Here is a 24,527-nt window from a genome sequence, read left to right as displayed (position 1 = left end):
CGACGACAATATGGCCGAGACCACTACCAACGCTTCCCAGGACAAATCGAACCGCCACGTGATCGCCAGCGGCGCCGTGTTCGCGCTGATCGCCCTGATCGGCGTCCTCATCGTCCTGTACGCCTGGGACCTGCCGCCCTTCCGCAGCACCATCCAGAGTACCGAGAACGCCACCGTGCGCGGGCAGGTGACCATCATCAGCCCGCAGCTGTCCGGCTACATCGTCGAGGTCGACGTCCAGGACTTCCAGCATGTGCGCCAGGGCCAGCTCCTGATGCGCATCGACGACCGCATCTACAACCAGCGCCTGGAGCAGGCGCGCGCCCAGCTGGCGACCCAGCGCGCGGCGCTCGCCAACTTCGCCCAGAGCCAGCAGAGCGCGCGCGCCACCATCTCCCAGAACCAGGCGGCGGTGGCGAATGCGGCGGCCCAGGCCCAGCGCGCCCAGGCCGACCTGCGCCGGGTCGAGGAACTGGCCGCCGACGGTTCGCTGTCGGCGCGCGAGCGCGACGCCGCCCGCGCCGCCCACGCCCAGGCGGTGGCGCAGACCGCGCAATCGCGCGCCGCGCTCGAGATCTCGCGCCAGAGCCTCAAGACCGTGGACGTCAACCGCGCCTCGCTGGAAGCGGCGGTGGCCAACGCCGAGGCGGCCGTGCGCCTGGCCGAGATCGACCTCGCCAACACCCGCATCCTGGCGCCGCGCGACGGCCAGCTGGGCCAGGTGACGGTGCGCCTGGGCGCCTTCGTCAACGCCGGCGCCCAATTGACCGCCCTGGTGCCGCAGACCATGTGGGTGGTGGCCAACATGAAGGAAACGCAGATGGCCGACGTGCGCCTGGGCCAGCCTGTCAGCTTCACCGTCGACGCCCTCAACCACGCGAAGATGCGCGGCCACGTCGAGCAGATCTCGCCGGCCACCGGCTCCGAGTTCTCGGTGATCACGCCGGACAACGCGACCGGCAACTTCGTCAAGATCGCCCAGCGCATCCCGGTGCGGATCAGCATCGACCCCAACCAGGAACTGGCGGCGCGCCTGCGGCCTGGCATGTCGGTGGTGGCCAGCATCGATACCGGTGCCCCCGCCGCCGCGCCGAAAGGGCAGCAGCGATGAGGCGGGCCGTGCGTGCATCGTTCGCCTTCGGCGCGGCGATCCTGCTGCTGGCCGGCTGCCGCATCCAGGTGCAGGACCGGCCGGCGTCCTCGCTGGAAGTGCCGGCGGCCTGGCGCACGCCCCTGCAGGTGGGGCCGAACGCCGCCGTCGAGCAGGAATGGTGGCGGGCCTTCGGCGACCCGGCGCTGGACGCCCTGGTGGCCCAGGCGCTGGCGCGCAACGGCGACCTCCGCAGCGCGCGCTCGCGCCTGCAGGAATACCAGGCCCGCATCCAGGTGGCGCGCTCGGCCCTGGCCCCGAACCTGTCCGTCAGCGTGGGGCCGACCCGGGCGCGCAGCATCGGCCCCTTCGGCACGCCGATCGAAACCACCAGCGTCACCGGCAACGTGCAGGCGGCCTACGAGATCGATCCCTGGGGCCGGCTGGAGGCCGCGACCCGGGCGGCGCGCTTCGATTACGCGGCCCAGCAGGCGGCGGCCGAGGCGACCGCGCTGTCGGTGGCGGCCAGCACCGCGTCCGGCTACCTGAACCTGCGCGGCCTGGATGCCCAGCTGGCGCTGGCGCGCCAGACCCTGGCCTCGCGCGAGCAGTCGCTGGCGCTGGCGAAGCGTCAGTTCGAGGTCGGCTACAGCTCGCGCCTGGAACTGTCCCAGGCCGAGGCCGAGTACCGCGCCACGGCCGCCGTGGTGCCCCAGCTGGAACGCTCGATCACCCAGCAGGAGAATGCCCTGGCCCTGCTGGCCGGCGCCAATCCGGGACCGGTGGCGCGCGGCGCCGGCCTGGTCGCGCTGCGGGCGCCGGGCATCGCGCCGGGCCTGCCGTCCGAACTGCTGCGCCGCCGGCCCGACATCGCCCAGGCGGAAGCGGCCATCGCCGCCGCCGACGCCAGCCTGGCCGCCGCCCGCGACCAGATGCTGCCCTCGCTGCGCCTGACGGCATCGGTCGGCGGCTATGCGCACACGCTGCCCGACCTGCTGGGCGCCGGCACCACCTTGTGGAGCGTGGGCGGCAGCGTGCTGGCGCCGCTGTTCGACGCCGGCCGCCTGCGCGCCCAGGCCGAGATCTCGGCCTCGCTGCGCGACCGCGCCGTGTTCGCCTACGAATCGGTGGTGCGCAACGCCTTCGCCGAGACCGAGAATGCGCTGACGGCCGTGCAGCGCCTGCGCGAGCAGCTCGACCAGACCGAGGCGCGCCGGGTTGCCACCGCCGAGGCCCTGCGCATCGCCCACAACCGCTACCGCAACGGCTACTCCTCCTACCTGGAAGAGCTGGACGCCCAGCGCAACGCCTTCAGCGCCGAAACCGCCGTGCTGCAGTTGCGCGCCAGCTGGCTGGCGGCGCACGTGGACCTGTACCGGGCGCTGGGGGGAGGCTGGCGCGTGGCACCATGAATCACCAATCGCATGGATGGAGGGGAGCATGATCAATGTGGGAATCATCGTGGGCAGCACCCGCCCCGGACGCAAGGCGCCCGACGTGGCGCGCTGGGTGATGGAATGCGCGGCCGCGCGCGGCGACGCCGCCTTCGAACTGGTCGACATCGCGGACTTCGGCCTGCCGCTGCTGGACGAGCCGGTGCCGCCGTCGATGGGCCAGTATTCGCAGCCGCATACGAAGGCCTGGGCGGCGAAGATCGCCGGGTTCGACGGCTTCGTGTTCGTCACGCCGGAGTACAACCATGGGACGTCCGGCGCGCTGAAGAACGCCATCGACTACCTGTACAAGGAGTGGAACAACAAGGCGGCCGGCTTCGTCGGCTACGGCAGCGCGGGCGGCGCGCGCGCGATCGAGAACCTGCGCCTGGTGATGGGCGAGCTGATGGTGGCCGACGTGCGCGCCCAGGTGATGCTGTCGCTGTTCACCGACTTCGAGAATTTCACCACCTTCAACCCGGCCGAGCACCACGAGCGCGCGGTCGAGACCATGCTCGACCAGGTGGTGCGGTGGAGCGGGGCGCTCAAGCCCCTGCGCAAGGACGATCCCCCGGTGCCGGAGCCGGACAATATGCCGCCGCGCGGGGAGCGGGTGGGCGGCAGTTTTTGATGTTTCGTCCGCCGGGCGGAGAGTACAATCGCCGCCCATGACACCTTCAGCTTCCCGGCGCGCCACCTGCGCCGCCTGCCTGCGCGCGCGGAGCGCCTGCATCTGCGGCTTCGCGGCGCCGCTCGCCAGCCGTGTCGAGCTGCTGGTCCTGCAACATCCGCTCGAGGTGCATCACGCCAAGAACAGCGCGCGGCTGCTGCACCTGTCCCTGCCGTCGAGCCGGCTGCTGGTCGGCGAGGCGTTTGCCGCCGCCGAGCTGGACGCGGCCCTGCATGCGGACGGACGCAGGCCGCTGCTGCTGTACCCGCACACCCCCGGCGAAGCCGCGCTCGGCCTGCCGGCGCCGCCGCCGCTCGATCCTGCCGGCTTGGCGCAGCCGGAGGCGCTGCGCCTGGTGCTGCTCGACGCCACCTGGCGCAAGAGTCGCAAGATGCTCTACCTGAACCCTGCGCTGCAGTGCCTGCCGCGCCTGGCTCTGCAGGAACTGCCGCCTTCGGCTTATCGGATTCGCAAGGCCCATGCGCCGGACCAGCTGTCGTCGCTGGAAGCGGCCGTGCATGCGCTGTCCCGCCTCGAAAACCGGCCTGAACACTACACTTCGTTGCTCGACGGATTCGATCGGTTTGTGGAACAACAATCCCGTCTATTTCGCGCTTGAACCAACAATAAAGCAGGTGTACGATACTGTATATCCATACAGTACTCGGGAGCGCCATAGTGAATCGCCAACAAGCTTGGGCAGAAGACGTGGAATTGCAAGGCCAGGTCATGATCCCCCCGCGGCCGCTCGCGCCGCACAAGGGCCGTGGCGCCGTGTCGAACCTCCAGGGCCGTTACGAAGTCCACGGCCGCGAGCGTTTCGACGACGGCTGGACGGTCCCGGGGCTGAAGGATGAAGGACCGGCCGCGCCGAAGACCATTGTCACGGATGAGTTTGCCAAAACCATCCTGACCCGCAATGCATCGCCGGACATTCCCTTCAATGTCTCGCTCAATCCCTACCGGGGATGCGAGCACGGCTGCATCTATTGCTTCGCACGTCCCTCGCACAGCTATCTCGGCCTGTCGCCCGGCCTCGACTTCGAAAGCCGCATCTTCGCCAAGGTGAATGCGGCCGACCTGCTGCGCCGCGAACTGGCCCGCCCCGGCTATGTGCCCGAAAGCATCGCCATCGGCGTCAACACGGACGCCTATCAGCCTTGCGAGCGCGAACGCGGCATCACGCGCGAAGTGCTGCAGGTGCTGGCCGAGTGCAAGCACCCCTATGGCCTGATCACCAAGTCGGCGCTGATCGAGCGCGACGTCGACCTGATCGCGCCGATGGCGGAGAAGGGCCTGGCGGCGGCCGCGATCACGCTCACGACCCTGGACGGCGAGATCGCGCGCACCCTCGAGCCGCGCGCGGCCGCGCCGGCACGCCGCCTGCGCGCGATCCGCACGCTCACCGAAGCCGGCATCCCGGTCAGCGTCAGCGTGGCGCCCATCATTCCCTTCATCACGGAACCGGAGATCGAGCGCATCCTCGAGGCCGCCAGGGACGCCGGCGCGGTCGGCGCCCACTACGTCGTGCTACGCATGCCGTGGGAAGTCAACCCGCTGTTTCATCAATGGTTGTACGCTCATTTTCCAGACCGGGCTCAACGCGTCCTGAATCGCATGAAAGATATGCGCGGCGGCAAGGAATACGATAGCGATTTCGGCAAGCGCATGACGGGCGAAGGCGTGTGGGCCGACCTGATCCGCCAGCGCTTCACCAAGGCGGTCAAGCGGCTCGGCATGGACGGCTTTAATGGCCGCTTCAGCAAGATGGACGGCACGCAGTTCCGCCGCCCGCTGGTGGTGCCCTCGGCCGCGGCCTGCCAGCGCCGCGACGAGGACGTCACCCAGCTCGACCTGTTCGGCGGCGTGCCGGCGGCCGAGGCGGGCGGCAAGCCGCAGGGCGGGAAGGCCAAGGCGAGCCCGCAGATGGACCTGTTTTGAGTTAGGATGGCGCCTCGCATCTTTCTGGGATGCAAGTAATTCATTACGATCACGGGATTCATATGGAAGAGCAGGGCAGCGCAGCAGGCCGGATCAGGCGGGTGGTGTTTGTCGGTGCGGAATCGACCGGCAAATCGACCTTGTGCGAATACCTGGCGCGCCAGTACGGCAGCGTGGCCGTGCCCGAGATCGGCCGCTACATCTGGGAAGACAAGGAAGGCCAGCTGGATGCCGGCGATTATGTCGACATCGCCCTGCGCCACCGCGAGGCCGAGGACGAGCAGATGCCCTACGCCAGGTGCTACCTGTTCGTCGACACGAATGCCCTGACCACCTTGCTGCTGGGCCTGGAATTCGGCCAGGTCGGCAAGCCGGTCCCGCCCGAGCTGCTGCGCTGCGCCGACGAATGCCGCGAGCGCTATGCGCATACTTTCGTCTGTGCCGACGACATCCCCTATGAGGAGCAGGCCGCGCGCGAGAACGAAGCCTGGCGCGGGCGCATCCACCAGCTCGTCCTGGAGGACCTGGAGGCGCGCGGCATTCCGTATACCCTGGTGAGCGGCAGCGTCGAGGAACGCGCGCTGCAGGTACGCCGGGTGATCGAGGGCGTGGTCTGACTGCGGGCCGCTGTAAACGAACAAATCCGCCCGAGGGCGGATTTGCTTTATTGGCGTGTCAACTTATTTCTTCACGCATTCCATACTTACGATGCCATCTCGAATTTCAACTTTGATGTTCCTGTTGACGCTGTTTCGAGCGTCATCCATGGACTGAATTGTGTTGTTCGCGGCTTCGCAGGAGTCCTTGCACGTGAACTCCTGCATAAAACGCCACCGTACACAACGGGACGATAGCTATCCTGAATACCAAGTTTGCGTGATCGCATCAAGCACGAGGACCAAGCCGAGTGTTGTTGCGCCGTCATTCGGAATGCATATTTGATAAAAAAAGTTTCCCTTTTTATACAATTTTTCTTAGGATCCTTGTATGTTTGTGTTGCTGATGCATTCCGATACACAGACCAGGTCCCATGCCAAGCAACGTCCCGCTCTACAAATACCGTGCGCTGTTGTTGTCGCAGAGTTTCTTCATCAAGGACAACGCTGCCGAGTTGCGGCTCCACGCCCACAAATATGACTTCGACATGGCTTTCTTCAGCGAAGTCAGCGAGTTCGTGGCGGCGGTGGAGGGCGATGCCGGCAACGGCCTGTTCGTGATCGATCTCGATGCCCTGCACAATATGCAGGCCGACATGCAGGACAGGCGCAAGACCCTGATGCTGGGCGAGCTGCTGCAGCGCCTGCCGCCGGGGCGCGAATACGTCTACCTGCAGAGCTCGCGCCAGGGCGGCCGCTACCTGCTGCAGCAGAAACTGGTCGACTCCCACTGCCTGGCCTATGCCGAAAAGCCGATCGCCAACGACGTACTGGTCGACAAGCTGTTCAATCTCTTCGTCCAGCAAAAGCGCGGCGAGCTGGTACGCCTGCTCCACCTGGGAGAAGCCGGCGGATTCGACGAGGATTGCCTGCGCCAGGCGCGCATCGAGCTGATCCCGCACGATCAGGCCCAGACCCTGCACCTGCGGGTGCGCGAGCTGCAGCCCGACCTGGTGCTGGTCAGCGATGCCGAGTTCGCGCGCACCGATTCCCTGGCGCGCGTACTCAAGAAAAACATCGAAGCCGACCCGGTGCGCGAGATCGTGCTGCTGCAGCGCCAGCCGGACGCCGCCCTGATGCAGCGCGCCCTGGCGAACGGCTTCGACGCGGTGTTGCCGGCAGGCGACCCCGGCCTGCTGTGCGCCCAGCTGGTCAACCGGGCCAGCAAGATCCGCATCAGCAAGGACCTGATTGCCAAGGACCGCGCGACCGGCCTGCTGAACAAGGTCGGCCTGCAGAAGAAGGCCCAGGAACTGATCCGCCAGGCGGCGCGCGAGGAGTGTCCGATGGCCTTCGGCGTGATCGACATCGACAAGTTCAAGACCATCAACGATAGCTGGGGCCATTATTTTGGCGACATCGTCATCAAGCGCCTGGCGGTCTGCCTGGCATCCCACCTGGGCGAGCGCGACCTGCTCAGCCGTTTCGGCGGCGAGGAATTCGTGATCGTGTTCTGGGATTGCACACTGGAGCGCGGCTGGCACCGGCTGAATGCGATGCGCCAGGCCTTCGGTCTGCTGCCTTTCGAGGTGCGTTCGGGCGACGTGCGGCGCTTTTCCTTCAGCGGCGGGATGGCCGCCTATCCGGCCTGCCAGACGGAGAACGCGCTGTTCCTGCGCGCGGACGCCATGCTGTACGAGGCCAAGCAGGGCGGGCGCGATCGTATCTGTCCGATGCCTTCGGCCTGATTATCTTTCGTTGGTGCTTGCGGCCATCAGCTCCATGGTGTCGGCGGCCCCCATCCTGCGCGCCGCGTCGAGCATGGAATTGCCGTCGGCATCTAGCCGGAAGGGATCGGCGCCGCGCGCCAGCAGCAGCCGGGCGATGTCGGCGCGGTTGAACATGGCGGCGAACATCAGCGTCGTCTTGCCGTTCGGGCCGGCGGTGTCGACCTGGGCGCCATGGCTGAGCAGCAGGATGGCGATCCGCAGATCTCCCTTGAAGGCGGCGCCGTGCAGCGGGGCCTGGCCGGCATCGTTCATGAGGTCCGGATCGGCGCCGTGGTCCAGCAGGACTTTCGCGGCATCGTGGTGGCCGTGGTAGCAGGCCAGCATCAGGAGGCTGTCGCCGCGCTCGTTGCGCAGGTTCGGCGGCAGGCCCTGGCCCAGCAGGGTGGCGAGTTCCGCGGCCTCGCCGGCGCGGGCGAAGCCGAATACCCGGCGCACGAAGGCGAGGGTGTCCTCGTCGAGTTCGTCGCTTGACGGCGGCCGTGTCGGTGCTGGTTGCATGCGGCGATTAGACCACAGACGCCGGAATCGGGGCGCAGGATCAGCCGTGGAACGCTACCAGGTGGCGCTCGATCTCGAACACGTGTTCGTCGGGCTTGCCCAGTTCGCGCAGGGCCCTGGCCAGCTCCAGCAGGTACTCGCTGTTCGGTCCGCTCGGTCCGCGGGCGCCGGCGATCTGGCGCGCGATCTCGCGCTCGCTGGCCGGGCCCAGGTAGGCCGCGTTCTCGTGGGTGGCGATGTAGACCAGGCCCTCGGCCGAGCCGCCGTCCTCGAAATGGATGTCGGTGGCGAGGCGCAGGTAGCCGTTCTTTTCGCGGTAGTCGAGGTGGGCGAATTCCTCCGGCGTGACCAGGTAGGCCATGCCGTGGCAGAGCGCGCCGGCTTCCGGCACCAGGGTCACCACGCGCCCGGGCGCCGGCTCGGTGCCGCGGTGGTCGTGCGAGCCTTGCCAGAAGCGCCGGGTCCAGCCGGCGATGTGGGCCGGACGGCGTTCGAGGAAGGGGAAGTCGGCCTTGAAGATCAGCGAGCCATAGCCGAACAGCCACACGCTGGCGTGGCTGTCGAAGCGCTTCATGGTCCGGTTGATGTCGATGGTGTTATGGGACATCCCGCCATTCTAGCGCTTACCGGGGCAAGCCCTTGCCGACGTAATCGAGGAAGAAGGCGACGAAGGCCTCGGCCGCCGGCGACAGCGAGCGCTGTCCGCGCGTATAGATGAAGAAGCGGCGTGTCAGTACCGGCTCGGCCAGCGGCCGGGTCAGCAGGCCGTGGCGCCGCACCAGGGCCGACGCATAAGGCATGCAGATCGTCACGCCGAGGCCGGCCGCCACCATCGCCAGCGCGGTCGTCATGAAGGTCACCTCGTGCTCGGGCTTGAGGGTCGCTTCGCGCAGGGACCCGTCCATATCGGCCAGCAGGCGCTCGGTGAACTGGCCGCGCAGCGAGATGAAGGGATAGCCGGCCAGGTCGTTCCAGGTCAGCTGCCCGCGGCTCTCGAGCGGATGGCCGGGCGGCAGCACGGCTTCGAAAGGCATCTCGAGCAGCGGCCGCGCTTCGAGTTCCGGGGTGTCGTCGCGCTCGGGACCGATGCCGCAGTCGACCTCGCCGGACAGCACCCGCGCGCCGACCTGCTCGACCCCGCTGTCGGCCAGGCTGACCTTGATTTCGGGGTGGCGCACTCGCCAGGCGGCGATGGCCTGGGGCAACAGGGTACATGCCATCAGCTGGGGCGCCGCGACTCGGACGATACCCTTCCTGAGTTGTGTATGATCCGCAACGTTAGCAAGCGCACGGTCGAGATCGTCGATCATCTGGCTGAATAGGGGGTAGAGCTCCTTGCCCATTTCCGTCAGTGCGATTCGACGCGTACTGCGATCAATCACCCTCGCGCCAAGTGTTTGTTCTAGTTCTTTGATCAAACCGGACAAAGCTGACTGTGTCACGTGCATGTATTGAGCAGCAAGCGTAAAGTTACCAGTCTTGGCCACAGCGACGAAGGCGCGCATCTGGCGCAGGGTGGGATTCATCAGATAGTCCGATAAATAGGTCGAAAAATATTGTTTGTATGATAGTACGTTTTCATTTTTAATTACGGCAATATTTGTCGCTGAGGAATCTCATGAAATTTGCCACTCTGAAAACCGGCGGCCGCGACGGCACTCTCGTCGTCGTCAGCCGTGACCTCGTCACCTGCCAGGCCGTCCCCGGCATCGCGCCCACCCTGCAGGCCGCGCTGGACGACTGGGACCGCGTCGCGCCGCAACTGCAGCGGGTGTACCAAGAGCTGAACCAGGGCACGGCCCAGGACGCCGTCTCCTTCCTGGAAGAGGAATGCGCCTCGCCGCTGCCGCGCGCCTACCAGTGGGCCGACGGCTCGGCCTACATCAACCACGTCGAGCTGGTGCGCAAGGCCCGCGGCGCCGAGGTGCCGCCGTCCTTCTACAACGATCCGCTGATGTACCAGGGCGGTTCGGATTCCTTCGTCGGCCCCTGCGACCCGATCGCGGTGCTGTCCGAGGACTGGGGCGTCGACCTGGAAGCGGAAGTGGCGGTCGTCACCGGCGACGTGCCGATGGGTGCGAGCCCGGAACAGGCTGCGCAGGCGATCCGCCTGGTGATGCTGGTGAACGACGTCTCGCTGCGCAACCTGATCCCGAAGGAGCTGGAGAAGGGCTTCGGCTTCTTCCAGTCGAAGCCGGCCAGCGCCTTCTCGCCGGTGGCCGTGACGCCGGACGAGCTGGGCGAGGCCTGGCGCGACAGCAAGCTCTGCCTGCCGCTGCTGGTGACCCTGAACGGCCAGCCCTTCGGCCGCCCGAACGCGGGCGAGGACATGACCTTCAGCTTCGCCCAGCTGGTCGCGCATGCCGCCAGGACGCGCGAGCTGGCGGCCGGCAGCATCATCGGCTCCGGCACGGTGTCGAACAAGCAGGGCGGCCTGCACGGCTCGAGCATCGCCAACGGCGGCGTCGGCTACTGCTGCCTGGCCGAGCTGCGCATGTATGAAACGATCGAACAGGGCGCGCCCCAGACGCCGTTCCTGCGCTACGGCGACACGGTCCGCATCGAAATGCAGGATGCGGCCGGCGCGAGCATTTTCGGGGCGATCGACCAGGAGGTCGCCCACTATCACGGGAGGAAGGAATGAAGCTCTATACCTATTTTCGCAGCTCGGCCGCCTACAGGGTGCGTATCGCGCTGAATCTGAAGGGGCTCCAGTACGATGCTATCCCGGTGCACCTGCTGCGCGGCGGCGGCGAACAGCTGCAGGAGCAGTACCGCGCCATCAATCCGAGCGGCCTGGTGCCGGCTTTTCAGGACGACTACATCACGCTGACGCAATCGATGGCCATCCTCGAGTACCTCGAAGATGCCCATCCGAAGATGCCGATCATGCCGAAGGACGCCACCGAGCGCGCCCGCGTGCGCGAGCTGGCCCAGATCATCGCCTGCGACATCCATCCCGTGAACAACCTGCGCGTGCTGCGCTACCTGGTGCACGATCTCGGCGTGACGGAAGAGAAGAAGGCGGAGTGGTACCGTCACTGGCTGGTCGGCGGCCTCGAGGTGCTCGAAAAGCACCTGGCGCGCGACCCCAGCGCCGGTCCGCTGTGCCATGGCCACAAGCCGACCATCGCCGATTGCTTCCTGGTGCCGCAGGTCTTCAATGCGCAGCGCCACGGCATCGATGTCTCGATCTATCCGAACATCTCGCGCATCAATGCGCTGTGCGTGCAGATTCCCGCCTTCGTGGCGGCGCATCCTTCGAACCAGCCGGACGCGGAGTAATCCCGCGCCGGCCGGCGATTGACGGCTCAGTGCCGGGTCTGCGATCCGGCCGTCGAGCGGTCCGGTCTCGACGGCTTCGATACCTCTTCCAGGGCGTGGTCGACGCCGGCCGAGTGCTTGGTCGCCATATCCCCCAACGACACGATCCCGACCACCTCATGCGAGGCCTGGTCGACCACCGGCACGCGGCGGATCTGCACGTCGCCCATCTGGCCGAGCACCTCGTCGACGGTCTGGTGCGGCGAGCAGGTGCGCACGTCGGTGCTCATCACGTCGCCGACGCGGGTGCTGCCCGGCGCCTGGCCGGCGGCGGTGGCGCGCACGGTGATGTCGCGGTCGGTGATCATGCCGACCAGCTTCTGGCCGTCGAGCACCGGGATCGAGCCGACGTTCAGTTCATCCATCATCTGGGCGGCGCGCTGTATCGTTTCCTGCGGCGAGATGCTTTGCACGTCGCGGGTCATCACATCCTGGATCGTTTGCATGGGGGGTCTCCCTGGGTTGCGAAATGCTGCCGATGATGCACCGATTTGCGAAACCCGGACGCCAGGTTGACGCGCGGAACGGCCCGTAAAAAAGCTACAATCTGAGCCCTTTTCAGCTTGCCGAGCCCAGCCATGCCGAATACCGCGATCCCCGCGCCCATCCTCGATGCCTTCGACCTTGCCGACCCCTCGTGGCGGCCGCACCTGGAAGCCGGCCTGCGCGCCATGATTGCGCTCGACCCGGCCTATCTGCCGGCGCTCGCCGCCGACGACTACCTGCCGACCGGCGGGCGGCTGTTCGCGGCCTTTTCCCTGCCGCTGGGGCAGGTGCGCTACGTGCTGGTGGGCGAGGGGCCGTACCCGCGCCCCGAGAGCGCGACCGGCGTGTGCTTCATGGACGGCGCGGTGGGCGGGCTGTGGTCGGACACCGGCCTGTCGAAGCCGGTCAACCGCGCGACCTCGCTGCGCAACTTCATGAAGATGCTGCTGGTGGCCGACGGCCAGCTGAGCATGGCCGACACCGGCGGCGCGGCCCTGGCGCCGATCGCCAAAGCGGCCCGCGAAGGCGCTTTCATCCAGACGCTGCCGGCGCTGCAGGACAAGCTGGTCGCGCGGGGCTTCCTGCTGCTGAACGCTTCGCTGGTATTCCGCAAGCACGTCGCCCCGGTGGTCGACGCCCGCGCCTGGCTACCGTTCCAGCGCGCCGTCTTCGCCGCGCTCGGGCAGTGCGAGCCGAAGCCGACCCTGGTCCTGTGGGGCAAGATCGCCGAGCAACTGAAGAAAGTACCGGAAACCGAAGGCTTCCCCCAGATCCACGCCGAACACCCCTACAACCTGAGCTTCATCGGCCACGAAGGCATGCACAAGCTGTTCGGCCCGATGCAACTGCTGCGTCCCTAATTCGGGGTCAGAGCACTTTTTCGATCAAATGTTCTCTGGAACCGTCGTTGCGCGATTGCGCCGGTATCAGCGCGGAAGTGCCGGGGACACGGGGGGCGATTGCCTGTGAGCTTTTGTCGGGAAAAGTGCTCTGACCCCGAATTTTGGGAGTGTGGTGGTTTTGGGGCCGCCAAGACAAAGGCTGCCGAATGCGCTATACTTGACTAATTCAATCAACTAATCAGGTTTTTATTCTTGCTAATGCGGGAAAGGAACTTGAGGCGTTGAAGAGAAGCAAGATTTTAACACTGTTTGGATACCAACCCGGGGTTGTGATGCGTCTGACCACCAAAGGCCGTTTTGCTGTTACCGCGATGATCGATCTTGCCCTGCGCCAGGGCAATGGTCCCGTCACGCTGTCGGGCATCAGCCAGCGCCAGGCCATTTCGCTGTCCTATCTGGAGCAGCTGTTCGGCAAGCTGCGCCGGCACGAGATCGTCGAGTCGGTGCGCGGCCCGGGCGGCGGCTACAGCCTGGCGCGCAGCGCCGACAAGGTGACCGTGGCCGACATCATCATCGCCGTCGACGAGCCGCTCGATGCGACCCAGTGCGGCGGCAAGGAAAACTGCCACGGCGCCGATGCCGCCAGCGGCACGCGCTGCATGACCCATGAACTCTGGGCCACGCTGAACGCGAAGATGGTCGATTACCTCGATTCGGTCACCCTGCATGACCTGGTCGAGCAGCAGAAACAAAAAGAATCGAAGGAACAGAACGTGGTGGTGATGCACCGCCACGCGTCGCCGGACAACACCGAAGCAAAGCATATTGGAGTGAACTGATGAACGCGCCCCTGGACAAAAAAATCGAGCAGAGCTTCCAGACTGCACCGCATTTCCCGATCTACATGGACTATTCGGCGACCACGCCGATCGATCCACGCGTCGCCGACGCCATGATTCCCTTCCTGCGCGAGCAGTTCGGCAATCCGGCCTCGCGCAGCCACGCCTACGGCTGGAGCGCCGAGGCGGCGGTCGAGGAAGCGCGCGCCAATGTCGCCGCCCTGGTCGGCGCCGATCCGCGCGAGATCATCTGGACCTCGGGTGCGACCGAATCGAACAACCTGGCCCTGAAGGGCGCCGCCAACTTCTATAAAACGAAGGGCAAGCACATCATCACCGTGAAGACCGAGCACAAGTCGGTGCTCGACACCGTGCGCGAACTGGAGCGCGTCGGCTTCGAGGCGACCTACCTGGAGCCGCAGGACAACGGCCTGGTCTCGCTGGAACAGCTGGAAGCGGCGATCCGCCCGGACACCATCCTGGTCTCCGTCATGCTGGTGAATAACGAGATCGGCGTGATCCAGCCGATCAAGGAAATCGGCGAACTTTGCCGCAAGAAGGGCGTGATCTTCCACTGCGACGCCGCCCAGGCCACCGGCAAGGTCCACATCAACCTGGAAGACCTGAAGGTCGACCTGATGACCTTCACCGCGCACAAGACCTACGGCCCGAAAGGCGTGGGCGCCCTGTATGTCCGTCGCAAGCCGCGCGTGCGCCTGGAAGCGCAGATGCACGGCGGCGGCCACGAGCGCGGCCTGCGTTCGGGCACCCTGCCGACCCACCAGATCGTGGGTATGGGCGAAGCCTTCCGCATCGCCAAGGAAGAGATGGATGCGGAGATCGTGAAAGTGAAGGCGCTGCGCGACCGCCTGGCCAAGGGCCTGATGGAGATCGAAGAGGTCTACATCAACGGCGACATGGAACACCGCGTGCCGCACAACCTGAACGTCTCGTTCAACTTCGTCGAAGGCGAGTCGCTGATCATGGCGGTCAAGGATCTCGCCGTGTCGTCGGGTTCGGCCTGCACCTCGGCCTCGCTGGAGCCGTCCTACGTGCTGCGCGCCCTGGGCCGCAGCGACGAACTGGCGCACAGCTCGATCCGCTTCACCATCGGCCGCTTCACGACCGAGGAAGACATCGACTTCGCGGTCAACCTGCTGAAGTCGAAAGTCGGCAAGCTGCGCGAACTGTCGCCGCTGTGGGAAATGCACAAGGACGGGATCGACCTGAATTCGATCCAATGGGCCGCACACTAATCACCGCATACGAATACAAGGAGCACTGACATGGCATATTCCGACAAAGTCCTCGACCACTACGAAAACCCGCGCAACGTCGGCTCGTTCGACAAGAACTCCGACGACGTCGGCACCGGCATGGTCGGCGCCCCGGCCTGCGGCGACGTGATGAAGCTGCAGATCAAGGTCAACGAAGCCGGCGTGATCGAAGACGCGAAGTTCAAGACCTACGGCTGCGGTTCGGCGATCGCTTCGAGCTCGCTGGTGACCGAATGGGTGAAGGGCAAGTCGCTGGACGAAGCGCTGTCCATCAAGAACACCCAGATCGCCGAAGAACTGGCGCTGCCGCCGGTGAAGATCCACTGCTCGATCCTGGCAGAGGATGCGATCAAGGCCGCCGTGGCCGATTACAAGCACAAGCACGCTACCGAACAGGCGTAAATCCGTAGGGTGGGCGCGGCGTGCCCACCCTGCCGAAGCAGCAAACGTAATTCAAGCTGGAGAATACTGATGGCAATCACCCTGACCGAAAAAGCCGCGAAGCACATCAACCGTTACCTCGAACGCCGGGGCAAGGGTGTCGGCTTGCGTTTCGGTGTGCGCACGACCGGCTGCTCCGGCCTGGCCTACAAGCTGGAGTATGTCGACGAGCCGGCGGACGAAGACAATATCTTCGAATCGCACGGCGTGAGGGTCTTCGTCGATCCGAAGAGCCTGCCCTATATCGACGGCACCGAACTGGACTTCGCCCGCGAAGGCCTGAACGAAGGCTTCCGCTTCAACAACCCGAACGTCAAGGACAACTGCGGCTGCGGCGAATCCTTCCGCATCTGAGGCAAGCAGACCCGCGATGCAGAACCACTTCGAGCTGTTCCAACTCCCGGCCAGGTTCGACGTCGACATGGACGCCCTGGATGCGGCCTACCGCGAAGTCCAGGGCCGGGTCCACCCGGACCGCTTCGTCAACGCCAGCGACGCCGAGAAGCGCGTCGCGATGCAGTGGGCGACCCGCGCCAACGAGGCCTACCAGACCCTGCGCAAGCCGATGCTGCGCGCGCGCTACCTGTGCGAGCTGAACGGCGTCGACCTGCAGACCGAGTCCAACACGGCGATGCCGATGGACTTCCTGATGCAGCAGATGGAACTGCGCGAGGCCCTCGGCGATGCGAGAGCAAGCAAGGATGCCGAGGCGCTGGACGAACTGGACGCTCAGGTACGCAGCGAGAAGAAGAGCCGGCTGGCCCAGGTCGGCAAGCTGCTCGACGCCGGCGACTACGGCCAGGCCGCGCAGGGCGTGCGCGCGCTGATGTTCCTCGATAAGTTCGCCGACGAATTGCATTACGCGTTCGAAGCGCTCGAATCATAACGTGGGCACGAAGCGCCACACCAAGTGGCCCGGCAGGCCAGCGCAGCGCGGTACATAAAAACAAACAGGTAACACGACCATGGCACTACTGCAGATTTCCGAACCCGGCATGTCGACCGCACCGCACCAGCACCGGCTGGCGGTGGGCATCGACCTGGGCACCACCAACTCCCTCGTCGCGACCGTCCGCTCCAGCATTCCCGAAGTGCTGAGCGACGAAGACGGCCGCGCGCTGCTGCCATCGATCGTTCGCTACCTGCCGAACGGCCACGCCAACATCGGCTACAAAGCGATGGCGGCCCGCACCACCGATCCGAAGAACACCATCGTCTCCGTGAAGCGCTTCATGGGCCGCGGCCTGAAGGACATCGCGCACGTCGAGAACCTGCCGTATGACTTCGTCGATGCTCCTGGTATGGTGCAGGTCAAGACCGTGGCCGGCGTGAAAAGCCCGGTGGAAGTCTCGGCACAGATCCTGGCGACCCTGCGCCAGACCGCCGAAGACGCCCTCGGCGACGAACTGGTCGGCGCCGTGATCACCGTGCCGGCCTACTTCGACGACGCCCAGCGCCAGGCGACCAAGGATGCGGCCCAGCTGGCCGGCCTGAACGTGCTGCGCCTGCTGTCCGAGCCGACCGCGGCCGCCATCGCCTATGGCCTGGACCACGGCAAGGAAGGCGTGTTCGCGGTCTACGACCTGGGCGGCGGCACCTTCGACATCTCGATCCTCAAGCTCTCGAAAGGCGTGTTCGAAGTGCTGTCGACCGGCGGCGATTCGGCCCTGGGCGGCGACGACTTCGACCAGCGCCTGTTCTGCCACATCACCCAGCAGGCCGGCCTCGCGCCGCTGTCCGACGAAGACACGGCGACCCTGATGGTCAAGGCGCGCCAGGCCAAGGAACTGTTGTCGACCAACGAAGAGACGACTGTCGAGGCGATCCTGAAGTCGGGCGAGATCGTGCAGGTATTGGTGAGCGCCAGGACCTTTGCCGAGATCACCCAGCCGCTGATCGCCAAGACCATGAACGCGGTGCGCAAGGCCATGCGCGATGCGAACGTCAGCGTCGAAGACGTCGACGGCGTCGTGATGGTGGGCGGCGCGACCCGCATGCCGCACGTGCGCCGCGCGGTGGGCGACTTCTTCAAGACCATCCCGCACGCGAACATCGACCCGGACAAGGTGGTGGCGCTGGGCGCCGCGATCCAGGCCAATCTGCTGGCCGGCAACCGCGCGGCGGGCGACGACTGGCTGCTGCTGGACGTGATCCCGCTGTCGCTGGGCATCGAGACCATGGGCGGCCTGGTCGAGAAGATCATCCCGCGCAACTCGACGATTCCCTGCGCCCGCGCCCAGGAGTTCACGACCTTCAAGGACGGCCAGACGGCCCTCGCCGTGCACGTGGTGCAGGGCGAGCGCGAGCTGGTGCTAGATACCCGTTCGCTGGCGCGCTTCGAGCTGCGCGGCATCCCGCCGATGGCGGCCGGCGCGGCGCGCATCCGCGTGACCTACCAGGTCGATGCGGACGGCCTGCTGTCGGTGTCGGCGCGCGAGACCCGCTCGGGCGTCGAGGCGCACATCACCGTCAAGCCGTCCTACGGCCTGGGTGACGACGAAGTCGCGCGCATGCTGCAGGATTCGTACAACTCCGCGCAAGTCGACATGGTGGCGCGCGCGCTGCGCGAAGAACAGGTCGAGGCCGAGCGCATCCTGCTGGCCACGCAGTCGGCGCTGGACGCCGACGCCGACCTGCTGAACGACGAGGAACGCGCCGCGGTGGCGACCCTGGAGCAGGGCGTGCGCGACGCGCTGGCCCGCTCGGCCGACGAGGCGCTCGGCGTGGACGAGCGCCAGCACAAGCTGCACGACGCCGTACAGGCGCTGGCCCACGGCACCGAGGAATTCGCGGCGCGGCGCATGGACAAGAGTGTGCGCAAGGTGCTGGCCGGTAAATCGCTGGATCAGGTGTGATGGATCGTGGGCACCCCGTGCCCACGTCAAGCAATAAAACAAACGAGGTAAAAGAAGTGCCACAAATCGTCATCCTCCCCCATCCCGTCTTCTGCCCCGAAGGCGCCGTGCTCGAAGGCCAGAGCGGCAAGTCGATCTGCGACACGCTGCTCGAAAACGACATCGAGATCGAGCACGCCTGCGACCGCGTGTGCGCCTGCACCACCTGCCACGTGATCGTGCGCGAAGGCTTCGACTCGCTGAACGAGCAGGAAGAAAAGGAAGAGGACATGCTGGACAAGGCCTGGGGCCTGGAGCCGAACTCGCGCCTGTCCTGCCAGGCCATCATCGCCGATGAGGACCTGGTGGTCGAGATCCCGAAATACACGATCAACCACGCCGCAGAGAATCACTGATCGCCTGAACTGGAGATTGCCATGAAGTGGACCGACGTCGCCGCCATCGCCGAGGCCTTGTACGAGACCTACCCGGACGTCGACCCGCGCACGGTGCGCTTCGTGGATCTGCACAACTGGGTCGTCGGGCTGGAAGGCTTCGACGACGACCGCGCGCGCGGCGGCGAGCGCGTGCTGGAAGCCATACAAACGGCCTGGATAGATGAAGCAAGCTAAAAAAGAAGGCGCCCCGAAGAAGCCGGCGCCGGCCGCGCAGTCGGTTTATGAACTCCTCCCCGAGGTCAAGCCCGGGCAGTCGATCGAGCTGCTCAAGGAGCTGCACATCCTCACCCGCGACGGCAAGCTGAATCAGGACAGCCGCCGCAAGCTCAAGCAGGTCTACCACCTGGTCCAGTTCATCGAGCCGCTGGTCGGCGACGTACTGGAAAAGCAGGGCGAGAGCAAGCATGGCGTGAGCCTGGTCGACCATGGCGCCGGCAAGTCCTACCTCGGCTTCATCCTGTACGACCTTCTCTTTAAAAACAAGGCGGCGGGCGAGGGCGGCCACATCTACGGCATCGAAACCCGCGAAGAGCTGGTGCAGAAATCGACCGAGCTGGCGGCGAGACTCCAGTTCGGGGGCATGTCCTTCCTGAACCTGTCGGTGGCCGAGTCGACCGACTCGGGCAAGCTGCCCGCGGCCATCGACGTGGTCACCGCGCTGCACGCCTGTAATACCGCGACCGACGACGCGATCGACTTCGCCTTGAAGAAGAAGGCGAAGCACATCGTGCTGGTGCCCTGCTGCCAGGCCGAAGTGGCATCCGTGCTGCGCAAGAACAAGGGCAAGGACCTGGGCCGCAGCGCGCTGACCGAGATCTGGCGCCACCCGATCCACACCCGCGAGTTCGGCAGCCAGATCACCAACGTGCTGCGCTGCCTGCAGCTGGAGGCGCACGGCTACCAGGTGACGGTGACGGAACTGGTGGGCTGGGAGCACTCGATGAAGAACGAGCTGATCGTCGCCACGTATAAAAACCTGCCGCGCAAGCGGCCCGCCGAGCGCCTGCAGCAGGTGCTGGCCGAAGTGGGCCTGGACGAGATGGCCCAGCGCTTCTATACCGGCGAACCCGCCGTCTCCACCAACGACTGATAGCCAGAGACTCATGAGCGACCGACACGAACACTGGATCGACCTGCGCAGCGACACCGTCACCCAACCATCCAGCGCGATGCGGGCCGCAATGGCTGCGGCCGCCGTCGGCGACGACGTGTATGCCGACGACCCGACCGTCAACCGCCTGCAGGACTTCGCGGCCGAGCTGTTCGGCTACGAGGCCGGCCTGTTCGCAGCCTCCGGCACCCAGACCAACCTGATCGCGCTGATGACCCACTGCGGCCGCGGCGACGAATACCTGGTCGGCCAGGAAGCGCACACCTACAAGTACGAAGGCGGCGGCGCCGCGGTGCTGGGCAGTATCCAGCCGCAGCCGATCGCCAACCAGGCGGACGGTTCGATCGCCTTGTCCGACATCGCGGCCTACATCAAGCCGGACGATATGCACTTCGCGCGCACGCGCCTGCTGGCGCTCGAGAACACCATCGGCGGCCGCGTGCTGTCCCAGGATTACGTGCTCGCCGCAACCAGGCTGGCCCACGACAAGGGCCTGGCCACCCACCTGGACGGCGCCCGCGTCTGCAACGCCGCCGTCAAGAACGGCATCAGCCTGCGCGCAGCAGTCGAAGGCTTCGACACCGTCTCGGTCTGCCTGTCGAAGGGACTCGGCGCGCCGGTCGGTTCGGTGCTGCTGGGCCCCAAGGCCTTCATCGAGCAGGGCAAGCGCTGGCGCAAGATGCTGGGCGGCGGCATGCGCCAGGCCGGCGTGATCGCCGCCGCGGGCCAGTACGCGCTCGAGCACAACGTCGAGCGCCTGGCGGACGACCACCAGAATGCCGCCGACCTCTCGAGCGGCCTGGCCGGGATCGAACAGCTGCGTGTCACCACGCCGCAAACCAATATCTTCTACGTCGAGATTCCGGAAGCCGCCGTGGCCGGGCTGCGCGAGCACCTGGCCAGGCAAGGCATCCGCGCCTCGATCGGCACCCACACTCGCCTGGTAACCCACCTGGACATCAGCAAAGAGGACGTGCAAAAGACCATCGCCGCGTTCAAGGACTTCTTCCAATGACCGAAGACGGCATCCGCCTCGCCAAGCGCGTGGCCGAAATCCTTCCCTGCTCGCGCGGGGAAGCCGAGCGCTACATCGCCGGCGGCTGGGTCAGCGTCGACGGTGAAACGGTCGACGACCCGGCCACGCGCGTGACGTCCGCCCAGCAGGTCGTGCTGCTGCCGGGCGCGACGCCGGTCGAGCCGCCGCCGGTCACCATCCTGCTGCACAAGCCGGCCGGCCTGCACGGCAAGGCGGCGCTCGATTCCCTGCAGCTGGACACCGTGTTCGACGCCGGGAAGGGCCAGCGCGTGCTCAAGCGCCACCTCACCAAGCTGACGCCGGCGATGCCGCTGGAAGCCATGGCGAGCGGCCTGGTCGTGTTCAGCCAGGACTGGCGCGTGCTGCGCAAGCTGGGCGAGGACGGCGACCGCATCGAACAGGAATACGTGGCCGAGGTCACCGGCGCCATCGCCGAGGATGGCCTGGCGCGCCTGAACCGGGGCGGCCGCCCGAACGCGCCGATCAAGGCCAGCTGGCAGAGCGAGGCGCGGCTGCGCTTCGCCGGCAAGGGCATCGTCCCGGGCCAGATCGAGGCACTGTGCGGGGAAGTCGGCCTGCAGGTGACGGCCCTGCGCCGCCTGCGCATCGGCCGCGTGGCGCTCAGCAGCCTGCCGCTGGGGCAGTGGCGTTACCTGAAGGATAGCGAGAAGTTTTAGAGCGTCCGACAAACGCCCCCATGGCTGCGTTGCATCGTCTCGCCGTACTAGCGTACTGTCTTCGACGGTGTGCCTTGCCCTGAGGGGTTTGTTGGACGCTCTTAAGCGCCCGCGGCCTGGGCCGTATCGGCGGCCGGCTTGGCGTTCGCTTTCGGCAGCTGCACCAGGCGGGTGCCGGCCAGGCGGTCGTGCAGGAACTGGCGGTCCTTGTCGAGGAAGGCCGTGAGGCCCCAGGCGACGACGCCGACGGCGATCGCGGCCGAGATTTCGGTCTTCCCGTGCAGGCCGAAGGCGGCGCAGACCATTAGCGCCGGCAGGAACCAGCCCCAGGCCAGCAGGTAGCGCAGCACGGCTGTGCGCAGCGGCACGCGGGCCTGGCCGTCGCTGGTGAGGCGCAGGCGCCAGGTCTTCATCGCCAGCGTATGGCCGCTGTCGGTCCAGCACCAGACGAAGTAGGCGCCGGTCACCAGGAAAAGGAAGAGCTTGAGGCCGTGCTGGGCCAGCGGCGCGTGGCTGTTGCGCGTGACGAGCAGGTAGAGGGCGACGGCCAGCATCTCGACGGCCAGCAGGAGGAAGGTCTCGTAGACCATGACGATCAGGCGGCGCTTGACGGTCGGGGTGCTGCTGGCGGTGTCGCTCATCGGATCGGGCTCGAAGCTGGACTCAGGCGTTGTTCGGAGTAATGCCCCAGTTGGCCGGCACCGGCTTTTCCTGCTGGGGCGGATTGGCCGGCTGGGCGGGCTGGGCCGGTTGCGGCGTCGCCGGTGCGGGCACCGGCTGCTGCGGCGTCGCCGGCACCGCCACGCAGGGCGGGGTCGCGGAAACGGCGTTCTTGACGGTCCCGGCAGGACAGGAGGTCGCGCCCTGGCCGAGCGGCGCCACGGCCTTGCCGCTGGTCTGGCTCGGCACCACCGAGGTCGACTTGCGGCCGGCGGCCGAGGCGGCCAGTTTCTTCTTCTGGTCGTCGGGCAGTTGCTGGTAGCTTTCCCAGCTCGCGGTTTTCTGTTCCGGCGCGATCTTGCGCGCACGCGCATAGGTTTCGCGCGCCAGTTCGCGCTGGGCGGGCGTGAGCTTGGCCCATTCGCGCATGCGATCATGGACGCGCTGCTGTTCTTCCGGCTTCATGCTGGCAAAGCGGTTGGCCAGCTGCAGCCATTTCTGCTTGCGCACACCGTCCATCTGGTCCCATTCGCCCTGCAGCGGCTGCAATGCCACCTGCTGGGCCGGGCTCAGCGAGCGCCACAGCGGCTTGTCGCCGGTCTTGTGGGCGTTGACAGTCCCGGGCTTGGCGGGATGGGCGGTGGCATCGGCGGCGGCGCTAGCAGGCGTGGCGTTGCCCGCGTCCGGCGTGCCGAACAGTTCGTGCTGATGGCTGAACAGCAGCACGATGGCGGCGAATGCGGCGGCGGCGCCGGCGGCAGCGACTTTACCCTTGTTTGCCGTCATCAAAGCTGGGCCTTACTGTGCGCGTTGCGGCGCTTGCTGCTGTTGCTGGGCCAGGTAGGCGTTGAAGCCGTGGTCGGTGTAGGCGGTGAGCGGCAGGTCGTCGGACAGCACGGCGGCGTCCAGGTCCGCCAGCTCGGCCACGCGCTGCTCGCGCTCGACGTGGTAGACGCCGACCATGCCGGCAACCATCGCCAGCAGCGGGGCGACCACGGCGGCGCGCGCCACCCATTGCATCGAGAACAGCGAGCGGACATCGAACAGCGGACGCTTCTGCTGGCCGCGAACCGGCGCCTGCGCGTCGGCCTTCTTGCGCGACAGGGCAAGGGCGCGTGCAGCCGCCAGCCGATCGGTGGTCGAGGCCGGCAGGTTATCGAGGTTTTCGTTCAGCGCATGGCGGATTTTGTACGCCAGGTTGATGTCGTCGGTGTTCATAGTTTAATTCCCTTGGCCCCCAGGGCTTTCTGCAGGGCATGCGTGGCGCGAGAACAATGTGTCTTTACACTGCCCTCGGAGCACCCCATCGCTTCGGCCGTTTCGGCCACGTCCATGTCCTGCCAGTAACGCATGAGGAAGGCTTCCCGTTGACGCGCCGGGAGCTTTTGTATCTCCTCGTCGATCAGGCGCAGGGTTTCGGCGCGTTCGACCTGGTCCGCGCTCGACTCGGCGGCGGCGGTCCCTTCCTCGGCCTCGTAAGAGGCGAGTATATCAAAGTCTTCATCGTCCTCATCCCGCCGCCCGAGGCTTCCGAACAGACTGATCCAGGTGTTGCGGACCTTCTCGCGGCGGAAATAATCGAGGATGGTGTTCTGCAGGATGCGCTGGAACAGCATCGGCAGTTCGGCCAGCGGCTTGTCGCCGTATTTTTCGGCCAGCTTGATCATGGCGTCCTGAACGATGTCCAGCGCTGCCTCGTCCTTGCGGACCGCGTACGCAGCCTGCTTGAAGGCGCGCCGCTCGACACTCTCGAGGAAGTCGTTTAGTTCTTTGTCAGTGGCCATGCGATGAAGGGTCGGAAAACCTTCGAATGCTAGCAAAAATTACGGCTGAGCGCACTGTAAAATAGAAGAATGAACACATTGCGCGTCCTGGGAAAGGCAAGCTCGATCAATGTTCGCAAGGTCTTGTGGACCTGCGCCGAACTGGATCTTCCATTCATCCGCGAAGACTGGGGCAGCGGTTTCCAGTCCACCCAGCAGGCGGAATTCCTCGCCATAAACCCGAATGCCATGGTGCCAGTGATCGTCGATGCGGACCTGGTCCTGTGGGAATCGAACACGATCTGCCGCTACCTGGCCGGGCGTTACGGCAAGAACGAGTCGCTGCTGCCTGCGGAACCAGCCGCGCGGGCCAGGGTCGAGCAGTGGATGGATTGGCAGGCGACCGATCTCAACAACGCCTGGCGCTACGCCTTCATGGCCCTGGTGCGCAACAGCCCGGCCCACGCCGATGCGGCCCAGGTCGAGGCCAGCGTGGCGCAATGGCACCGGCACATGGGCATCCTCGAGCGCCAGCTCGACAAGACCGGCGCTTTTGCCGCCGGCCCGGAATTCACGCTGGCCGACGTGGTGCTGGGGCTGTCCACCAACCGCTGGCTGATGACGCCGATGGCACGTCCCGATTATCCGGCCATCGAAGCGTATGTGGCGCGCCTGCGCGAGCGGGCGGGATGCCGCGAGTTCGGCATGAACGGGGTTGCCTGACCCCGGACGGCCCGTGGATACGCTTGGGCAGGATCGTC

At 66.2% G+C, this 24,527-nt stretch carries 30 protein-coding genes; 22 read left to right on the top strand and 8 right to left on the bottom strand.

Annotation, left to right across the window (positions count from 1 at the left end):
* Positions 1-10: 10 nt before the first annotated feature.
* From AC1DOP_RS10625 to AC1DOP_RS10595, 7 genes are all read left to right on the top strand, one after another.
* Positions 11-1,111: an HlyD family secretion protein gene (locus AC1DOP_RS10625; RefSeq protein ID WP_442121846.1), complete on the top strand. Its 1,101-nt coding sequence runs from the start codon at positions 11-13 to the stop codon at positions 1,109-1,111.
* Positions 1,112-1,119: 8 nt separating this feature from the next.
* On the top strand, positions 1,120-2,502 hold the full coding sequence (locus tag AC1DOP_RS10620) for an efflux transporter outer membrane subunit (RefSeq protein WP_477251005.1): 1,383 nt from the start codon (positions 1,120-1,122) through the stop codon (positions 2,500-2,502).
* 28 nt (positions 2,503-2,530) lie between these two features.
* The gene (locus tag AC1DOP_RS10615) at positions 2,531-3,154 is read left to right on the top strand and encodes an NADPH-dependent FMN reductase (RefSeq protein WP_442121844.1); all 624 of its coding nucleotides are present in this window, start codon (positions 2,531-2,533) and stop codon (positions 3,152-3,154) included.
* Between the two features lie 37 nt (positions 3,155-3,191).
* On the top strand, positions 3,192-3,812 hold the full coding sequence (locus AC1DOP_RS10610) for a tRNA-uridine aminocarboxypropyltransferase (protein ID WP_477251002.1): 621 nt from the start codon (positions 3,192-3,194) through the stop codon (positions 3,810-3,812).
* A 110-nt stretch (positions 3,813-3,922) separates the two neighbouring features.
* Positions 3,923-5,134, top strand: a complete 1,212-nt coding sequence (locus AC1DOP_RS10605) for a PA0069 family radical SAM protein (RefSeq protein ID WP_442121842.1) — start codon at positions 3,923-3,925, stop codon at positions 5,132-5,134.
* A gap of 62 nt (positions 5,135-5,196) precedes the next feature.
* Positions 5,197-5,751, top strand: coding sequence for an AAA family ATPase (locus AC1DOP_RS10600; protein WP_477251000.1), 555 nt, complete (start codon positions 5,197-5,199; stop codon positions 5,749-5,751).
* Between the two features lie 413 nt (positions 5,752-6,164).
* On the top strand, positions 6,165-7,478 hold the full coding sequence (locus AC1DOP_RS10595) for a GGDEF domain-containing protein (RefSeq protein WP_442121840.1): 1,314 nt from the start codon (positions 6,165-6,167) through the stop codon (positions 7,476-7,478).
* Here the strand turns inward: AC1DOP_RS10595 and AC1DOP_RS10590 are convergent, their stop codons facing one another.
* From AC1DOP_RS10590 to AC1DOP_RS10580, 3 genes are read right to left on the bottom strand one after another with little or no spacing between them, the layout of a single operon-like run.
* The gene (locus AC1DOP_RS10590; protein ID WP_477250997.1) at positions 7,479-8,018 is read right to left on the bottom strand and encodes an ankyrin repeat domain-containing protein; all 540 of its coding nucleotides are present in this window, start codon (positions 8,016-8,018) and stop codon (positions 7,479-7,481) included. It abuts the gene before it with no gap.
* A 40-nt stretch (positions 8,019-8,058) separates the two neighbouring features.
* Positions 8,059-8,625 (bottom strand): gamma-glutamylcyclotransferase, encoded by a 567-nt coding sequence (locus tag AC1DOP_RS10585; protein ID WP_477250995.1) that lies wholly within the window; start codon positions 8,623-8,625, stop codon positions 8,059-8,061.
* A gap of 16 nt (positions 8,626-8,641) precedes the next feature.
* The gene (locus tag AC1DOP_RS10580) at positions 8,642-9,523 is read right to left on the bottom strand and encodes a LysR family transcriptional regulator (RefSeq protein WP_442121970.1); all 882 of its coding nucleotides are present in this window, start codon (positions 9,521-9,523) and stop codon (positions 8,642-8,644) included.
* 113 nt (positions 9,524-9,636) lie between these two features.
* Between AC1DOP_RS10580 and AC1DOP_RS10575 the strand changes: the two genes are divergently transcribed.
* Complete coding sequence (locus AC1DOP_RS10575; RefSeq protein ID WP_477250993.1) at positions 9,637-10,662, top strand: fumarylacetoacetate hydrolase family protein; 1,026 nt, start codon at positions 9,637-9,639, stop codon at positions 10,660-10,662.
* Complete coding sequence (maiA, locus tag AC1DOP_RS10570; protein WP_442121836.1) at positions 10,659-11,303, top strand: maleylacetoacetate isomerase; 645 nt, start codon at positions 10,659-10,661, stop codon at positions 11,301-11,303. The genes AC1DOP_RS10575 and maiA overlap by 4 nt, the downstream gene beginning before the upstream one ends.
* A gap of 26 nt (positions 11,304-11,329) precedes the next feature.
* Here maiA and AC1DOP_RS10565 read toward each other — a convergent pair whose 3' ends face one another.
* Positions 11,330-11,788: a CBS domain-containing protein gene (locus AC1DOP_RS10565; RefSeq protein ID WP_442121835.1), complete on the bottom strand. Its 459-nt coding sequence runs from the start codon at positions 11,786-11,788 to the stop codon at positions 11,330-11,332.
* Between the two features lie 132 nt (positions 11,789-11,920).
* On the opposite strand from AC1DOP_RS10565, the gene AC1DOP_RS10560 reads away from it, so the two are divergent.
* The 12 genes from AC1DOP_RS10560 (at position 11,921) to AC1DOP_RS10505 (ending at position 21,343) form a co-directional block, all read left to right on the top strand.
* A complete protein-coding gene (locus AC1DOP_RS10560; protein ID WP_477250990.1) occupies positions 11,921-12,688 on the top strand; it encodes a uracil-DNA glycosylase family protein in 768 nt (255 codons plus the stop codon).
* 314 nt (positions 12,689-13,002) lie between these two features.
* Complete coding sequence (gene iscR, locus AC1DOP_RS10555; protein WP_442121833.1) at positions 13,003-13,509, top strand: Fe-S cluster assembly transcriptional regulator IscR; 507 nt, start codon at positions 13,003-13,005, stop codon at positions 13,507-13,509.
* Positions 13,509-14,765 (top strand): IscS subfamily cysteine desulfurase, encoded by a 1,257-nt coding sequence (locus tag AC1DOP_RS10550; RefSeq protein ID WP_442121832.1) that lies wholly within the window; start codon positions 13,509-13,511, stop codon positions 14,763-14,765. The genes iscR and AC1DOP_RS10550 overlap by 1 nt, the downstream gene beginning before the upstream one ends.
* Before the next feature lie 30 nt (positions 14,766-14,795).
* Positions 14,796-15,188: a Fe-S cluster assembly scaffold IscU gene (gene iscU, locus AC1DOP_RS10545; RefSeq protein ID WP_060567023.1), complete on the top strand. Its 393-nt coding sequence runs from the start codon at positions 14,796-14,798 to the stop codon at positions 15,186-15,188.
* A gap of 69 nt (positions 15,189-15,257) precedes the next feature.
* Positions 15,258-15,581: an iron-sulfur cluster assembly protein IscA gene (gene iscA, locus AC1DOP_RS10540; RefSeq protein ID WP_442121831.1), complete on the top strand. Its 324-nt coding sequence runs from the start codon at positions 15,258-15,260 to the stop codon at positions 15,579-15,581.
* Positions 15,582-15,597: 16 nt separating this feature from the next.
* Positions 15,598-16,113 carry a Fe-S protein assembly co-chaperone HscB gene (gene hscB, locus AC1DOP_RS10535; protein WP_442121830.1) on the top strand — a complete coding sequence of 172 codons (516 nt, stop codon included), beginning with the start codon at positions 15,598-15,600 and terminating at the stop codon, positions 16,111-16,113.
* Positions 16,114-16,192: 79 nt separating this feature from the next.
* Positions 16,193-18,082 (top strand): Fe-S protein assembly chaperone HscA, encoded by a 1,890-nt coding sequence (hscA, locus tag AC1DOP_RS10530; protein ID WP_442121829.1) that lies wholly within the window; start codon positions 16,193-16,195, stop codon positions 18,080-18,082.
* A gap of 56 nt (positions 18,083-18,138) precedes the next feature.
* Positions 18,139-18,477: an ISC system 2Fe-2S type ferredoxin gene (gene fdx / locus AC1DOP_RS10525; RefSeq protein ID WP_166858900.1), complete on the top strand. Its 339-nt coding sequence runs from the start codon at positions 18,139-18,141 to the stop codon at positions 18,475-18,477.
* Positions 18,478-18,498: 21 nt separating this feature from the next.
* Positions 18,499-18,693 carry a Fe-S cluster assembly protein IscX gene (gene iscX, locus AC1DOP_RS10520; protein ID WP_442121828.1) on the top strand — a complete coding sequence of 65 codons (195 nt, stop codon included), beginning with the start codon at positions 18,499-18,501 and terminating at the stop codon, positions 18,691-18,693.
* The gene (locus tag AC1DOP_RS10515) at positions 18,680-19,609 is read left to right on the top strand and encodes a class I SAM-dependent methyltransferase (RefSeq protein ID WP_442121827.1); all 930 of its coding nucleotides are present in this window, start codon (positions 18,680-18,682) and stop codon (positions 19,607-19,609) included. Before iscX ends, AC1DOP_RS10515 begins: the two co-directional genes overlap by 14 nt.
* A gap of 13 nt (positions 19,610-19,622) precedes the next feature.
* Positions 19,623-20,645, top strand: coding sequence for a low-specificity L-threonine aldolase (ltaE, locus tag AC1DOP_RS10510; RefSeq protein WP_442121826.1), 1,023 nt, complete (start codon positions 19,623-19,625; stop codon positions 20,643-20,645).
* On the top strand, positions 20,642-21,343 hold the full coding sequence (locus AC1DOP_RS10505; protein ID WP_442121825.1) for an RNA pseudouridine synthase: 702 nt from the start codon (positions 20,642-20,644) through the stop codon (positions 21,341-21,343). The genes ltaE and AC1DOP_RS10505 overlap by 4 nt, the downstream gene beginning before the upstream one ends.
* 101 nt (positions 21,344-21,444) lie before the next feature.
* On the opposite strand, the gene AC1DOP_RS10500 is transcribed toward AC1DOP_RS10505, so the two are convergent.
* Genes AC1DOP_RS10500 through AC1DOP_RS10485 form a run of 4 tightly spaced genes read right to left on the bottom strand, consistent with a single transcriptional unit; the run spans position 21,445 to position 23,787 of the window.
* A complete protein-coding gene (locus AC1DOP_RS10500; RefSeq protein WP_477250985.1) occupies positions 21,445-21,984 on the bottom strand; it encodes an RDD family protein in 540 nt (179 codons plus the stop codon).
* Between the two features lie 22 nt (positions 21,985-22,006).
* Positions 22,007-22,789, bottom strand: coding sequence for a DUF3106 domain-containing protein (locus AC1DOP_RS10495; RefSeq protein WP_477250983.1), 783 nt, complete (start codon positions 22,787-22,789; stop codon positions 22,007-22,009).
* A 12-nt stretch (positions 22,790-22,801) separates the two neighbouring features.
* On the bottom strand, positions 22,802-23,221 hold the full coding sequence (locus tag AC1DOP_RS10490) for a DUF3619 family protein (RefSeq protein ID WP_442121822.1): 420 nt from the start codon (positions 23,219-23,221) through the stop codon (positions 22,802-22,804).
* Positions 23,218-23,787, bottom strand: a complete 570-nt coding sequence (locus tag AC1DOP_RS10485) for an RNA polymerase sigma factor (protein ID WP_442121821.1) — start codon at positions 23,785-23,787, stop codon at positions 23,218-23,220. The genes AC1DOP_RS10490 and AC1DOP_RS10485 overlap by 4 nt, the downstream gene beginning before the upstream one ends.
* A gap of 69 nt (positions 23,788-23,856) precedes the next feature.
* Here AC1DOP_RS10485 and AC1DOP_RS10480 point away from each other — a divergent pair, with 69 nt between their 5' ends.
* Entirely contained in the window at positions 23,857-24,489 is a 633-nt protein-coding gene (locus AC1DOP_RS10480; protein ID WP_477250980.1) for a glutathione S-transferase family protein, read from the top strand.
* The last annotated feature ends 38 nt before the right edge of the window (positions 24,490-24,527 follow it).

Source organism: Massilia sp. 01N410 (genome assembly GCF_056399665.1).
The sequence above is the reverse complement of the archived record's forward strand: the minus strand, read 5'-3'. Positions and strand labels throughout refer to the sequence as shown.